Annotated in this window: 11 protein-coding genes; all 11 read right to left on the reverse strand. The window is 44.4% G+C overall.

The features are described 5' to 3' along the window. Positions 1-32: 32 nt before the first annotated feature. The 11 genes from nuoN to nuoC are packed head-to-tail and all read right to left on the reverse strand — an operon-like array spanning position 33 to position 13,788. Entirely contained in the window at positions 33-1,526 is a 1,494-nt protein-coding gene (gene nuoN, locus L6C30_RS05060) for an NADH-quinone oxidoreductase subunit NuoN (protein ID WP_236162522.1), read from the reverse strand. Between the two features lie 3 nt (positions 1,527-1,529). Beyond that, positions 1,530-3,143 carry an NADH-quinone oxidoreductase subunit M gene (nuoM, locus tag L6C30_RS05065; protein ID WP_236162521.1) on the reverse strand — a complete coding sequence of 538 codons (1,614 nt, stop codon included), beginning with the start codon at positions 3,141-3,143 and terminating at the stop codon, positions 1,530-1,532. A 1-nt stretch (position 3,144) separates the two neighbouring features. Further along, entirely contained in the window at positions 3,145-5,040 is a 1,896-nt protein-coding gene (gene nuoL / locus L6C30_RS05070) for an NADH-quinone oxidoreductase subunit L (protein WP_236162520.1), read from the reverse strand. Next, positions 5,037-5,345 carry an NADH-quinone oxidoreductase subunit NuoK gene (gene nuoK / locus L6C30_RS05075; RefSeq protein WP_004975463.1) on the reverse strand — a complete coding sequence of 103 codons (309 nt, stop codon included), beginning with the start codon at positions 5,343-5,345 and terminating at the stop codon, positions 5,037-5,039. The genes nuoL and nuoK overlap by 4 nt, the downstream gene beginning before the upstream one ends. After that, positions 5,345-5,863, reverse strand: coding sequence for an NADH-quinone oxidoreductase subunit J (gene nuoJ, locus L6C30_RS05080; protein ID WP_019836331.1), 519 nt, complete (start codon positions 5,861-5,863; stop codon positions 5,345-5,347). Before nuoJ ends, nuoK begins: the two co-directional genes overlap by 1 nt. After that, positions 5,863-6,405, reverse strand: coding sequence for an NADH-quinone oxidoreductase subunit NuoI (nuoI, locus tag L6C30_RS05085; protein ID WP_004975460.1), 543 nt, complete (start codon positions 6,403-6,405; stop codon positions 5,863-5,865). Before nuoI ends, nuoJ begins: the two co-directional genes overlap by 1 nt. Before the next feature lie 18 nt (positions 6,406-6,423). Continuing rightward, on the reverse strand, positions 6,424-7,443 hold the full coding sequence (gene nuoH, locus L6C30_RS05090; RefSeq protein ID WP_004975457.1) for an NADH-quinone oxidoreductase subunit NuoH: 1,020 nt from the start codon (positions 7,441-7,443) through the stop codon (positions 6,424-6,426). A 3-nt stretch (positions 7,444-7,446) separates the two neighbouring features. Beyond that, entirely contained in the window at positions 7,447-10,131 is a 2,685-nt protein-coding gene (gene nuoG / locus L6C30_RS05095; protein ID WP_236162519.1) for an NADH-quinone oxidoreductase subunit NuoG, read from the reverse strand. Positions 10,132-10,142: 11 nt separating this feature from the next. Next, positions 10,143-11,480, reverse strand: a complete 1,338-nt coding sequence (gene nuoF, locus L6C30_RS05100) for an NADH-quinone oxidoreductase subunit NuoF (RefSeq protein WP_179989658.1) — start codon at positions 11,478-11,480, stop codon at positions 10,143-10,145. Next, complete coding sequence (nuoE, locus tag L6C30_RS05105) at positions 11,477-11,986, reverse strand: NADH-quinone oxidoreductase subunit NuoE (protein ID WP_004975451.1); 510 nt, start codon at positions 11,984-11,986, stop codon at positions 11,477-11,479. Before nuoE ends, nuoF begins: the two co-directional genes overlap by 4 nt. Positions 11,987-12,000: 14 nt before the next feature. Then, positions 12,001-13,788, reverse strand: coding sequence for an NADH-quinone oxidoreductase subunit C/D (nuoC, locus tag L6C30_RS05110; protein WP_070155070.1), 1,788 nt, complete (start codon positions 13,786-13,788; stop codon positions 12,001-12,003). Between the last annotated feature and the right edge of the window lie 82 nt (positions 13,789-13,870).

Here is a 13,870-nt window from a genome sequence, read left to right on the forward strand (position 1 = left end):
GCTTTTTGACTGAAAGTTAAACTTCTTTCAAATTATTGCTGTGACAGCATGAAATGGATTGGTGACAAAATTTCAGCTTCAAGTGCAATTTTGATAATTGGGTCTGGATAAACACCAATCACCAATACCGCTAAAGCTGCAGCCAATACCATAATACCGCCCACTTTTTGACCCCAATGATCGACAGCGTCCATTTTTGGTTCGTCTGGTGGTGTCATATACATCACCACCATAACGCGCAAATAATAGTACAAACCAATACCTGAACCCACGATGATCATCACAGCTAAGAACCAGTGCTGAGTCGTTACCGCAGCCATCACCACCAAGAACTTACCAATGAAGCCTGCAGTGAGTGGAATACCAGCTAGAGAAAGCATCATCACGGTTAGTACAGCAGTCAATACTGGACGACGCCAGAACAAACCACGGTAGTCAGCCAAGCTTTCTGCTTCTGCTACGTTGTTGTATGGGCTAGACATTAATGCCACTGCACCAAACGCACCAATAGTCGTCAAGACATAGGTGATCACATAAACGCTGACATTGCCCAAGCTTGCATAAGTCATGCTGATTAAACCAATCAACAAATAACCAAAGTGTGCAATTGATGAGTAAGCTAAAATACGTTTCAAGTTCACTTGACGTACAGCAAGGAAGTTACCCACCAAAATTGAAAGCACGGCAATAATGCTCATGATGGTTACAATCGAGTCGATCAGGATTGCACCTGAACCCAACATGTAACGCACAAACAAACCAATGGTTGCTACTTTCGCTACAGTCGCAAGGAAAGTTGCGATTGGTGCAGGTGCACCGTCATAAACGTCTGGTGTCCATTTGTGGAATGGTGCCAAAGATAGTTTAAATGCCACCGCAAAGATAATTAAGCCTAAACCTAAAATCACCAATGGCTGTTGGATATTTTGCATCAATGCTTGCACAGAGTCATAGAACGACAATGAACCTGTGTATGCATAAATGTACGCCATACCCATAAGCAACATTGCTGAAGCAGTTGCAGACAATACCAAGTATTTCACGCCCGCTTCTAAAGATTTAGAACGCTGGTGGGTATATGCCAATAAGCCATACAAAGGAATTGACATTAATTCAAGGCTAATGAAGAACGATGCATAGTGCGAACTTGACACCATCAACATAGCGCCCGCCACTGAACACAACATTAAGATGTAGAGTTCTTCGCGGTTGTCTTTATACGTTTCAATATACGCATGTGACAAAGTAGAACATGCTAATGCAGCGATCAGAATCACCAGTTGATATAACAAGGTGAACGGATCAATCATAAACATGCCCATCACGCTGGCAGGAGCAAAATTCCCGCCAAACATCATGAGTAAAAGGTAAGCAGCAGCGAGGTTCAAGCCCACCACTGATGCTGTAGCAATTAAGTTATGGTTACGCTTAATTGCAGTAAGGATCATCACGATAATCGCAGTTAAAGCCACGATCATCACAGGAGCTAAAGGCATAAGCTCAGAAAATGACATTGTGAAGTTCATGGCTTATTGGATCTCCACATTTTCGAGTTGAGCTGTTACTTCTTGTGTAACTTCAACTACTTCTTGAACTGGGATGTAGCTATTCGCTAACCACGCCATACTTGAATTTGAAATATCAAGGAAGGTTTGTGGATACAGACCAAGCCATACTAGACCCAGCGCACAAATTGAAAGAATCACAACTTCACGTGCATTTAAATCTTTTAACGGATTTGCATAGTGTTGTTTTTGCTCTTCATTTGGTACACCAAATAAGGCTTTGTGAATCAGGATTAAACCGTAAACACCTGCAAAAACTAAACTGATTGCCGCAATAATTGTGAAGGCTGGGAACTGTTCAAATGAACCCATTAAAATCAGGAATTCACCAATAAAGTTACCTAAACCAGGAATACCAACTAACGCTGCCACAAAGAACATCAGGAAGAATGAAAGGTATTGGAATTGACCACGAATACCGCCCATTAAACGCATGTCACGTGTGTGTACGCGCTCATAAATTTGACCACACATAATGAACAGAGCTGCAGATGACAAGCCATGTGCCAACATCATGATCATTAAGCCTTGGTAAGTCAGGATATTACCTGCATAAATTGCAAGTAATACGAAGCCCATGTGCGAAATAGAGGTATAAGCTAGTAAACGCTTCATGTCGGTTTGCTGGAAAGCACACCACGCACCGTAGAACACACCAATTAAACCCAAAATAATGGCAATGTCTGCAAATTGAGCAGATGCCGCTGGGAAGAATGGAATTACGAAACGTAGTAAACCGTACGCTGCAGTTTTAATCAAAATACCTGCAAGGTCGACAGAACCCGCTGTAGGCGCTTGTGCGTGCGCATCTGGTAACCAACCGTGTAATGGGAAAACAGGAAGTTTTACCGCAAAACCGATGAATAAACAGATCATGAAGGCATAAGCGACTGCTGGTAATTGTGCGTCAAGTGTATTCGCTACAGCTAATAAATAGTTGTAGTTGAACGAAATCGTACCTGACATCATGTATCCGTAGATCACTAGACCTAAGATACCCACCAACATGATTAAACCAGCAACTTGCGTGTAGATAAAGAATTTGGTTGCAGCATAAACACGTGAACGACCATTTGAACCTTTATGACCCCATAACGCAATCAGGAAGTAGATTGGTACAAGCATCATCTCCCAGAAGAAGAAGAATAGGAACAAGTCAATTGCAAGGAATACACCAATTACACCACCCAAAGACCATAAAAGGTTAAGGTGGAAGAAACCAACGTTCTTTTGAATCTCACCAAATGAACAGCCTACTGCCAAAACACCCAGTAATGCAGTTAAGCCGACCATAAGTAAAGATAAGCCATCCACCGCTAAGTGAATGTTGATGCCTAGGGTTTGAATCCAAGGCAACATAAATTCAGCCGACCAAGTTGGAACTTGAGCGCCTAATTCGTAGTTATAGCTGGCACCTTGCCACAATGCGATAGTTAAGCCCAAAGTTACGAGCATACCCACTAAAGCAATGTAACGCGGTAATTTATCGTCGAGTTTATCGACCAACCAGCAAATAAAACCTGCAATGAACGGAACAAGGATCAGCGCGGGTAGAATTAAATTGTTTGGAGCGTCCATCTTATTTCCCCACGACCTGAATCACGATCAAGATCATTAGTAAGACCACAACACCAAGTGCCATACTCGATGCGTACTCACGTAATGAACCTGTTTGACGTGAACTTGTGAAGCTATGACCACCTTTCACCAGTGCAGGCAGTACTAACCACATGCCATTAACTGGATCACGACCTAATAGTTTGGCAATCAGCAAGAATGGTTTTACAAATACGATGTCATACAACGCATCGAAACCAAGTGCATTACGGCAAATGTTGGCAAGGCCCGCACCCAATGAAGTTTGCGCAAATCCTTTTACAGCATTATAAGCGAAGGCAAATAACACCACGCCTACGGCTAAACCAGCCAAAGCCACACCAATTGCAACATACTCTGCACCATGTGCGCCTGCTTTTAATGCTTCAGGAATCACAAATGCTGGGATTTTTGCAGCATCAAGAATGCTCATCACTGGCGCTTTTAATACAATCGCTAAACCAGTTGAAAGTACTGCAAGCACTGCCAATGGGAACCAGTAAGTTGCGCCTTTGATTTCGTGATATGGCGTGTTTTCTTTACCAAAGAATACAACCCAAATTAAACGGAATGTATAAATTGAAGTTAAGAATGCACCAGCTACACCCACCCAATATAAGGTGTTATATAACGGAATACCTGCAATATGACTTTGCGTCCAAACTGCTGCCAAAATAGCGTCTTTTGAGAAGAAACCAATGGTCAAGAATGGAATCGCTGCCAATGCACCGCCACCAATTGCGAAACATGCAAATAGGAATTTGTTCTTGTAGAACAAGCCGCCCATTTTGAAAATGTTTTGTTCGTGATGGTAAGCCAAAATCACCGCACCAGAAGACAAGAATAATAATGCCTTGAAGAATGCGTGAGTTAGCATGTGGAATAGACCAGCCTGATACGCTTCAGCACCTACCGCCATAAACATATAACCGAGCTGACTCATAGTTGAGTAAGCCAAAATACGTTTGATGTCGGTTTGAACCAATGCAGCAAAACCAGCAACTAGTAAGGTCACCGCACCTGTAATAGAAATGAACAACATCACTTCTGGTGCTAGTTCAAATACGCTGAACATACGACAGCATAAGTAAACACCTGCAGTTACCATGGTTGCAGCGTGGATCAATGCAGATACAGGTGTTGGACCTGCCATCGCGTCAGCTAACCAAGTTTGCAATGGAATTTGTGCAGATTTACCCGCAGCACCTAAGAACAACATTAACGCTGTCCAAATGGTGATGGATGAGCTTTGAGTCATTACATTGGCTGCATTTTCTACGATGTATTGCGTATTCAAGGTGCCGAATTGTTGATACAGCAAGAACAATGCAATCAGTAAGAAAACGTCACCCACACGTGTTACGGTAAATGCTTTGATTGCCGCAAAACCATTTGCAGGGTTTTGGTAGTAATAACCAATCAGCAAGTAAGAGCACAGACCTACACCTTCCCAACCTAAGAACAATAACGCTAAGTTATCGCCTAAAACCAACAGCAACATGCTCGCAACGAACAGGTTGAAGTAAGAGAAGAAACGTGCAAAGTCTTCTTCACCACGCATGTACCATGAGGCAAAGATGTGAATTAAGAAACCCACACCCGTAATCATGCCCAGCATGAGCAAAGATAAACCATCTAGGTGTAAGCTAAACGCAGGTGCAAAACCACCCACATTGAACCAAGTCCATAAATGTTGAGTCGTTGCAACCGAACCGTTATTAACAAAGTCCATGCCTGCAATTAACGCAAATAATGCAGACAGACCTACTGAGCCTACGCCAATAATCGCAGCAACTTTTTCAGGTAAGTTGTTACGCCCTGCCGCTAAAAGGATAAAACCAATGAGCGGAAACAATACTGTTAGATATAAATAACTCATCCGCGCATCTCACTAGCAGCATCCACATCCAAATGATGGAAGCGATGATAGAACTGAAGGACGATCGCAAGACCGATACACGCCTCTGCCGCAGCAAGTGTCAAGATCAGGATAAACATGATCTGACCATCTGGTTGTACCCATGCACTACCAGCCAAGACAAACGCCAATGCAGCAGCGTTCATCATGATTTCAAGGCCCATTAAAATAAATAGTAGGTTGCGTCGCACCATCACACCGTAAAAACCGAGTGCAAAAAGAATGGTCGCGACAATCAAACCATGTTCTAAAGGGATGTTGCCCATTATTCTTTTTCCTCTTCTGCACTTGGTTCACGTTTACCGATGTGGAAGCCTGCAACCAAGGCTCCAAGTAATAACATTGCGGCAACTTCAACTAACAATAAGTACTGAGTAAAGAGTGCTTGACCTACTGCTTTTGGACCCACCATTTCGGTGCCCATAAGCGCGCTTGGTGCAGTGTAGTCTGAGCTTAATGACCACACTAAAACCAAGCCAATCAGGAAGCTCATCAAAGCTGGGTATGCCCAAGTTGATGACGTCAACCATTTACGCTCTTGCTCAACAGTTTGCTGGCCGAGGTTGAGCATCATCACCACGAATACGAACAAGACCATGATCGCACCCGCATAAACAATGATTTCCAAGGCGCCAGCAAATGGTGCACCTACGATCATGAATATACCTGCAACAGCAAGTAATGACACGATCAGGCTTAATAAAGCATGTACTGGGTTCGCGTTAGTTACTACACGAACCGTAGAAACAATGGCCACGAGTGCCATCAAATAAAACGGCCACATCATGGTAATAGACTCCGTACATCAATAGGTGCGCTTTCACGTTGCGCTTGACCTTTGTCTTTACCTGTAACAGCCATACCCGTTACACGGTAGAAGTTGTAGTCAGGATATTTACCAGGACCTGAAATGAGTAGATGTTCTTTCTCATACACCAAGTCTTGACGCACATATTCACCTAACTCAAAGTCAGGTGTTAATTGAATTGCAGTCGTTGGACATGCTTCTTCGCACATACCGCAGAAAATGCAGCGTGAGAAGTTGATACGGAAAAACTCTGGATACCAACGACCATCTTCCTGTTCTGCTTTTTGCAGCGAAATACAACCTACTGGACAAGCAACTGCACAGAGGTTACATGCAACACAACGCTCTTCGCCATCTGGATCGCGTGTTAACACAATACGACCACGGAAGCGTGGAGGTACAATTTCTTCGGCTGGTACTTCCGGATACAAAATGGTGTCACGTTTACGTGTCACGTGTGAGAAAACCATCCACAGTGAACGTACAATTGACCCAAACCCAGCTAGAAACTTAAACATATTGTTCTCCCTGCTGTCTTAGGCCGAATGATTCATAAGAATCACAGCACCAGTTACCAAAAGGTTAACAAGCGCCAATGGCAAGCAAATTTTCCAACCAAAGTTCATCACTTGGTCATAACGTGGACGCATTAAAGAACCACGTGCCAAAACAAACATCATTACAAAGAATGCTGTTTTGATAATGAACCAGAAAGCTGCTGGAATGAATGGAATTTCAAGGTTAAACGGCGCAAGCCATCCACCGAAGAATAAAGTCACGATAAGCGCAGAGATCAGTACCACGTTGACATATTCTGCAACGAAGAACATCCCCCACTTCATACCGCCATATTCTACGTGATAACCTTCAGCCAATTCTTGTTCTGCTTCTGGTTGGTCAAATGGGTGACGGTGAGTTACCGCAACACCTGCAACCACGAAAATCAAGAAACCTAAGAATTGTGGAATCACAAACCAAACATCACGTTGCGCTTCAACAATTTCACGCATGTTGAATGAGCCTGCAATTGCAACCACACCCATAAGTGAAATACCCAAGAACACTTCATACGAAATGGTTTGCGCGGCTGAACGTAGACCACCAAGCAATGCGTATTTGTTGTTTGATGACCAACCACCAAATAACACCGCATAGACTGCAATACCAGCCATTGCCATAAAGAACAACAGGCCAATGCTCATGTCTGCAACACCTAAATAAGGTGATACAGGAATAACCATGAACGACAGTACCGCAGTTGCCATTGCAACTGCTGGTGCCATACGGAAGGTTAGTTTGTCGGCAAATTTAGGTGTCCAGTCTTCTTTGAACATGATTTTAAGCATGTCGGCTACAATCTGGAACATACCACCTGGACCTACACGGTTCGGACCATAACGGTCTTGCCATAAGCCCAGTAAACGACGCTCAATAAAAGACATGAGCGCAGCAATCAATACTACAACCAGTAAGATGACAATCGCTTGAATGACTGAATAGGCAATTGGCCAGTTCTCAGCCCACAGCGGCGTCTGACGGATTAATTCTTGTTGCATGAATTACACTCCTACCGCGACTGAAACAGGCTCTGCAAGAGATACCGTTGGTGCAAGACCAATTGGGTAGCCAATATAACCTGTAGGTAAATATTCAATCACTTGTACTGGCAGTTCGATAGACGTTTCACCTGCTTGTACGGTAATTGTTTGACCATCTTGTACATTCAAACGCTGCGCATCTTGCGTGCCTACAGCAAATACAGCTTCAGGAATACGCGTTTCCATTACAGGTGTTTTCACCGTAAATTCACCCGATGCAAAAATGTGATGCATTGGAATTAAACGGAAGCTTTCAGGATTAGCTAGCACAGGTGCTGGTGCCACATAGCTACGTGCAGGACGTTTTGCTAAGCGATCGAATAAACGAATGCCTGAATCACCACCTTTTAAGTGACCGCCCACATTGTCTTGGAATTTGTTCCAAGCTTGTGGTGAGTTCCAACCTGCAGACCATGCAAATGGTACAAGTGCCGATGGTGTTTGGTTACCAACATAACCTTCCATAGAGAAAGTTAATGCAGAATCGACATCGGTCGGTTGTTTTGGCTCGTGAATAGATAACGGCGCACGCATTGCAGTACGACCTGAGTAACGACGTGGTTCACGCGCAACTTTCAAGCCATGTACACGGAAACCTGCATCTGGTGCAACATCCTGAATTGCTTCAAGTGCTGGAATATTTTTCGCAACAGATTCAATCACGTCATCTAAAACAGTCCAAGCAATGGCTTTACCTTTTAAGCCTGTTTCAAGTGCGTGTAACCAGCGCCAAGATTCTTTGATTGCTAGTTCAGGTTTGTAGTAGCTTGGGTCATACACTTGGAAGAAGCGTTGAGCTCGACCTTCTTGGCTCACTACAGTACCATCCCCCTCAGCAAAGCTTGCTGCAGAAAGTACGATGTTGGCTTTTTGCACTGTTGCTGTTTCAGCATGATCAAGCACGATTACATCTTGTGCTTTTGCCAAAGCGGCATCAACTTGTGCCGCAGGTAAACGACGGTATAAGTCATTTTCAACCACAATCACAGCATCATAATCTTGTGCAAATGCTTGCTCTAAGCTTTGACCACCTAAAATTGCCAAGCCCATTGAGTTCACTTCTGGCACAGTTAGGGTTAAACCTGCGTTCTCACCCAAGTTTTGTGCCACTTGTGCAGCCGCTTCCATAATGGCAGCTTCTTGTAAGCTTGTACCTGAAATCACCAATGGCTTTTTCGCAGCTTTTAACGTGTCGGCAATAGTTTGTGCAAATGCTTTGGCATCGTCATCTAAACCAGTGATTACATCGCCTGCTACTGCAGCTGCAATCGCAAAACCTAAACGTGCGATGTCGTTTGGAGATGCAACCACTTCACCGGTTGCTACATCGGCTAAACGCGTTTGCGTTGCAGCCAAAATGTAAATTGGTGATTTTGCATCTTGTGCGATACGTTGCACAGGTTCAGCCAGCCAGTCTGGGGTACGACGCTCTGCAGCCATTTCTTTGGCTTTGTTTTTCGCCGCTTGACGGACAGATAAGGCCATACGTGGTGCAGTTTGGGTTAAATCTTCACCCAAAATTAACACAGCATCGTAATCTTCAATTTCACGCATACCTGGGTTGTAAATACCTTCGGTTTGCATGATTGAAGCTGCAAGCTCTACCAAGTTTTGCTCTTTTTGCGATAAGCCTGTTGAGTAGTTGTCTTGACCCACTAACTCACGCAAAGCAAAGTTTGATTCAAGCGATGCACGTGGCGAACCAATACCCAAAACTTTTTTGCCTTGAACTTTAGCAATAATCGTATCAAGCGCAGTATCTACAGAAACGGTTTCTACGCTCGCACCGTTACGGAACTGTGGCTGACGTGGACGATCTTCACGGTTCACATAACCTGTACCGAAACGGCCTTTATCGCACAGGAAGTATTGGTTTACTTCACCGTTAAAGCGGTTTTCTACACGACGTAATTCGCCATAACGCTCACCTGGAGAGATGTTACAGCCTGAAGAACAGCCTTGGCATACGCTAGGTGCATACTGCATGTCCCACTTACGGTTATAACGCGCAGAGTGAGTTTTGTCGGTGAATACACCAGTTGGACATACTTCAGTCAAGTTACCAGAGAATTCAGATTCTAAAGTACCCGATTCAGGACGACCAAAGTAAACACGCGATGCGTTGGCATAGACACCAAAGTCAGTACCGCCTGCATAGTCTTTGTAATAACGCACACAGCGATAACATGCGATACAACGGTTCATTTCATGTGCAATGAACGAACCTAGCTCTTGGTTATAGTGAGTACGTTTGGTAAAGCGGTAACGACGACGGTCATGCTGTGTCATTACAGTCATATCTTGTAAATGACAGTGACCACCTTCTTCACAGACTGGGCAGTCGTGTGGGTGGTTAGTCATCAAGAACTCTACAATTGAAGCACGGAACTCAGTCGCTTCCTTGTCTTCAATTGAGATATAGGTATTGTCAGCAGCAGGTGTCATACATGACATCACCAAGCGACCACGAGTATCTTCAGGGTTCGCATATTGGGTCACGGCACATTGACGGCAAGAACCGACAGAACCTAAGGATGGATGCCAACAAAAGTACGGAATGTCGATCCCAAGGCTCAAACATGCTTGCAGCAAGTTTTCCGAGCCATTGACTTCGTACGATTTTCCATCGACATGAATTGTAGCCATAGTCGAATTCCTTAAGCTTGTTCTACGTTGCTTGCTTGAGCAGCAGGACGGCTATTTGCCACTTTTGCTTCAAACTCGCTACGGAAATATTTGAGTGCGCCCATTAATGGCTCCATCGCACCTGGTGCGTGAGCACAGAAGGTCTTACCAATCCACAATTTTTTGGTGAGTTCCTGAAGATGTTGAATGTCTTCTTCTTTCCCTTCGCCATTTTCAATTGCTTTGAGTGCTTTTACAGCCCATGGTAAGCCATCACGACATGGGGTACAGAAACCACATGATTCGCGCGCAAAGAATTCTTCTAAGTTACGGGTTGCAGAAACCATACATTGGGTTTCATCGACCACCATAAGCAAACACGTACCTAAACGTGAACCTGCCTTCATGATGCTTTCTGCATCCATTGGCAAGTCAATGTGTTCTGCTGCCAAGAAGTCGGTAGATGCACCACCTGGTAACCATGCTTTTAGCTTCAAGCCATCACGCATACCACCCGCATAGTCTTCAATTACTTCACGAGCAGTCGTACCAAATGGAAGCTCCCATAGACCTGGGAATTTTACCTTACCAGAAGCACCGTAAATTTTTGTGCCTGGGTCTTTCGATTTGCCTGCAGATAAACCGATATACCACTCTGCACCACGCAACATGATTGCAGGTAAGTTGTTATAGGTTTCTACGTTGTTGACAATTGTTGGACGACCCCATGCCCCTGCAACTTGCGGGAATGGTGGCTTAGTACGTGGGTTTGCACGACGACCTTCAAGCGAGTTAATCAATGCGGTTTCTTCACCACAGATATAACGACCTGCGCCTGTGTGCACGTATAGCTCAAAGCCCCAGTTAGTACCTAAAATGTTTTCGCCCAAATAACCTTTGGCACGAATTTGCTCAATCGCTTCATTTAAGTACTGTGCGGCTTCGATGTATTCACCACGAATAAAGATATACCCGTGTGTTGCTTCAAGCGTGTACGCAGCAATCAGCATACCTTCAATCAGTTGGTGGGGAAGTTTTTCCATCAACAAACGGTCTTTAAAAGTACCCGGCTCCATCTCATCGGCATTACAAATCAGGTAACGTGGACCTGAATTGTCGTTTGGCGCCATCAGTGACCATTTGATCCCTGCTGGGAAGCCTGCACCACCACGACCTTTAACAGTCGCAGCTTTAATGACTTCAAGCACATCTTTAGGCGGCATAGAAATCGCTTTCTTAAAGCCTGCATAGCCTTCTAGCGCTTCGTAATCATCTGCATTACGCACGTGCTCTTGCTTGCTTAAACGCCAAGTTAATGGATGTGTTTCTGGGTTACCGTCACCATAAATTGGTCTTGGTTCGGTATTCATACATACTTCTCCAATAACTGTTGCACCGATGTCACCTCAACTAAACCGTGAGTATCTTCATCAATCATCAAGGTTGGCCCCTTATCGCAATTACCTAAACAGCAAATTGGCAATAAGGTGAAACGACCATCTGCAGTCGTTTGACCAAACTGAATGCCTAATTCACGCTGGAATGCTTCTGCCAGTGTTTCTGCACCCATCAAAAAGCATGCAATCGAGTCACACAATAAAATCACGTGACGACCTACAGGCTGGCGATAAATACGGTTATAGAATGTTGCGACACCTTCTAAATCAGCAACGCTGATGGTGAGAAGCTGTGCAATCGCATTGAGCTGCGCATCATCTACCCAGCCATTACGGCGCTGTACACACTTCAGGGCATCTAAAGATGCTGCACGTGGGTACGGATAATGACCAATGTGATGTTCAATTTCATGGATTTCTTCCGCAGTCAAAATCCCTTCAACATTCACACGTGGCTTTTTATCAGTCAAAATCATCATAATGCGTTTACCCCTTAGCGATCCACGTCTGCCATTACGACGTCAATGGTCGCTAAATAAATGATTAAGTCAGATACCAGACTGCCGTTAATCACAGAAGGCATTTGCTGTAAATGCGTGAAAGTTGGTGTACGAATACGGGTACGGTAACTCATCGTCGACTTATCTGAAGTCAAGTAATAGTTAGATGCACCTTTCACCACTTCTGCCATTACAGATGCTTCACCAGCAGGCATTACAGGACCCCAAGACACGCTTAAGAAGTGCGTAATCAAGGTTTCAATATCTTGTAATGTCTTGTCTTTTGGTGGTGGAACAGCCAATGGATGATCCGCTTTATATGGACCAGAAGGCATGTTATCTAGACATTGTTTGATGATTTTCAATGACTCTTCAATTTCACGGAAGTGAACCAATACACGTGCGTAAGCATCGCCTTCGTACTCTACTGGCACGTCAAAGTCATAGTTTTCATAACCACTGTATGGACGGTATTTACGCACGTCAAAGTCGATACCTGTTGCACGTAGACCAGTACCTGTTACACCCCAAGCCAAAGCAGATTTCGCATCATACTGTGCAACGCCTTGCGTACGACCCATGAATACTGAGTTGCGTAATGCCGCAGTGTAGTATTCATTCATACGTTTTGGCATCCACTCCAAGATTTCACGAATCAGGTGCTGCCAGTTGTTTGGTAGGTCGTGTGCGGTACCACCAATACGGAACCATGCTGGGTGCATACGGTAACCAGTAATGGCTTCAATCGCATCGTAGATTTTTTGACGGTCTGCGAACATATAGAATACAGGGGTCATACCGCCCGCATCCTGAATTGCAGTACCAATGAACAATAAGTGGTTATTGATACGGAATAATTCCGACATCATTACACGAATACATTGTGCACGATCTGGCACAGTAATACCTGCCAGTTGCTCCACACCCATCACATACGGCATGTTTTGGGCACAACCACCTAGGTAGTCCACACGGTCTGTATACGGAATGAATGAATGCCAAGTTTGACGTTCAGCCATCTTTTCCACACCACGGTGGTGATAGCCGATATCTGGCACACAGTCTTTCACTTCTTCACCATCCAACTGCAAAATTACACGGAACGCACCGTGCGCAGATGGGTGGTTAGGACCCAAGTTCAGGAACATGAAGTCTTCGTCTTTATTACCGCGCTTTAAGCCCCAATCTTCAGGCACAAAGCGTAGGTGTTCCTGCTCGAAGTCTTGTTTAGCTTGGTTTTGCATGTACGGTGTATATTCCGTAGCACGTGCAGAATACTCTTTACGTAACGGGTGGCCTTCCCAGTATGTTGGCAACAAAATACGACGGAGCATTGGATGCCCTTCGAAGTTGATACCAAACATATCGTAAGCTTCACGTTCGTACCAGTTGGCATTTGGCCAAATGTTGGTTGCTGTAGGAATGTTGAGATCACTCTCATTCAAGGCAACTTTAATACGAATGTCCGTGTTACGCTCAAGCGATAACAAGTGATAGAACACTGTAAAGTCAGACGCAGGTAGACCGTCGCGGTGAGTACGTAAACGCTCATCTACCGCAGACAAGTCGAACAACATCACGTATGGACGTGACACTGTACGCAAGAACATTAAAACTTCTTGTACACGTGCGCGCTCAACCCAGACTGTTGGAAAATCTTCAAAAGTCGTTTGCACGTAGAAGTTCTCACCAAATTTGGTTTTAAGCTCTTCTACAATTGCAAATGCTGGGCGTGAATCAACTGCTGTCGATTCTGGCATAGCAATGTCAGTTTCAGCCATTGGCTTGGCTTCCTATTTAATACAAATTCAGTCAACCTAAACGACAACTACACCCTTCGGGTGCATCAATATTTGTACGTTT

The organism is Acinetobacter sp. KAM396 (assembly GCF_021602765.1).
GTDB lineage: Bacteria > Pseudomonadota > Gammaproteobacteria > Pseudomonadales > Moraxellaceae > Acinetobacter > Acinetobacter towneri_A.

What these genes read in the sequence shown, in the direction of transcription:
- nuoG (WP_236162519.1), bottom strand. Translation starts at nt 10,131, where the DNA reads ATGGCTACAATTCATGTCGATGGAAAATCGTACGAAGTCAATGGCTCG.
- nuoH (WP_004975457.1), bottom strand. Translation starts at nt 7,443, where the DNA reads ATGCAACAAGAATTAATCCGTCAGACGCCGCTGTGGGCTGAGAACTGG.
- nuoF (WP_179989658.1), bottom strand. Translation starts at nt 11,480, where the DNA reads ATGAATACCGAACCAAGACCAATTTATGGTGACGGTAACCCAGAAACA.
- nuoI (WP_004975460.1), bottom strand. Translation starts at nt 6,405, where the DNA reads ATGTTTAAGTTTCTAGCTGGGTTTGGGTCAATTGTACGTTCACTGTGG.
- nuoN (WP_236162522.1), bottom strand. Translation starts at nt 1,526, where the DNA reads ATGAACTTCACAATGTCATTTTCTGAGCTTATGCCTTTAGCTCCTGTG.
- nuoL (WP_236162520.1), bottom strand. Translation starts at nt 5,040, where the DNA reads ATGAGTTATTTATATCTAACAGTATTGTTTCCGCTCATTGGTTTTATC.
- nuoE (WP_004975451.1), bottom strand. Translation starts at nt 11,986, where the DNA reads ATGATGATTTTGACTGATAAAAAGCCACGTGTGAATGTTGAAGGGATT.
- nuoJ (WP_019836331.1), bottom strand. Translation starts at nt 5,863, where the DNA reads ATGTGGCCGTTTTATTTGATGGCACTCGTGGCCATTGTTTCTACGGTT.
- nuoC (WP_070155070.1), bottom strand. Translation starts at nt 13,788, where the DNA reads ATGGCTGAAACTGACATTGCTATGCCAGAATCGACAGCAGTTGATTCA.
- nuoM (WP_236162521.1), bottom strand. Translation starts at nt 3,143, where the DNA reads ATGGACGCTCCAAACAATTTAATTCTACCCGCGCTGATCCTTGTTCCG.
- nuoK (WP_004975463.1), bottom strand. Translation starts at nt 5,345, where the DNA reads ATGGGCAACATCCCTTTAGAACATGGTTTGATTGTCGCGACCATTCTT.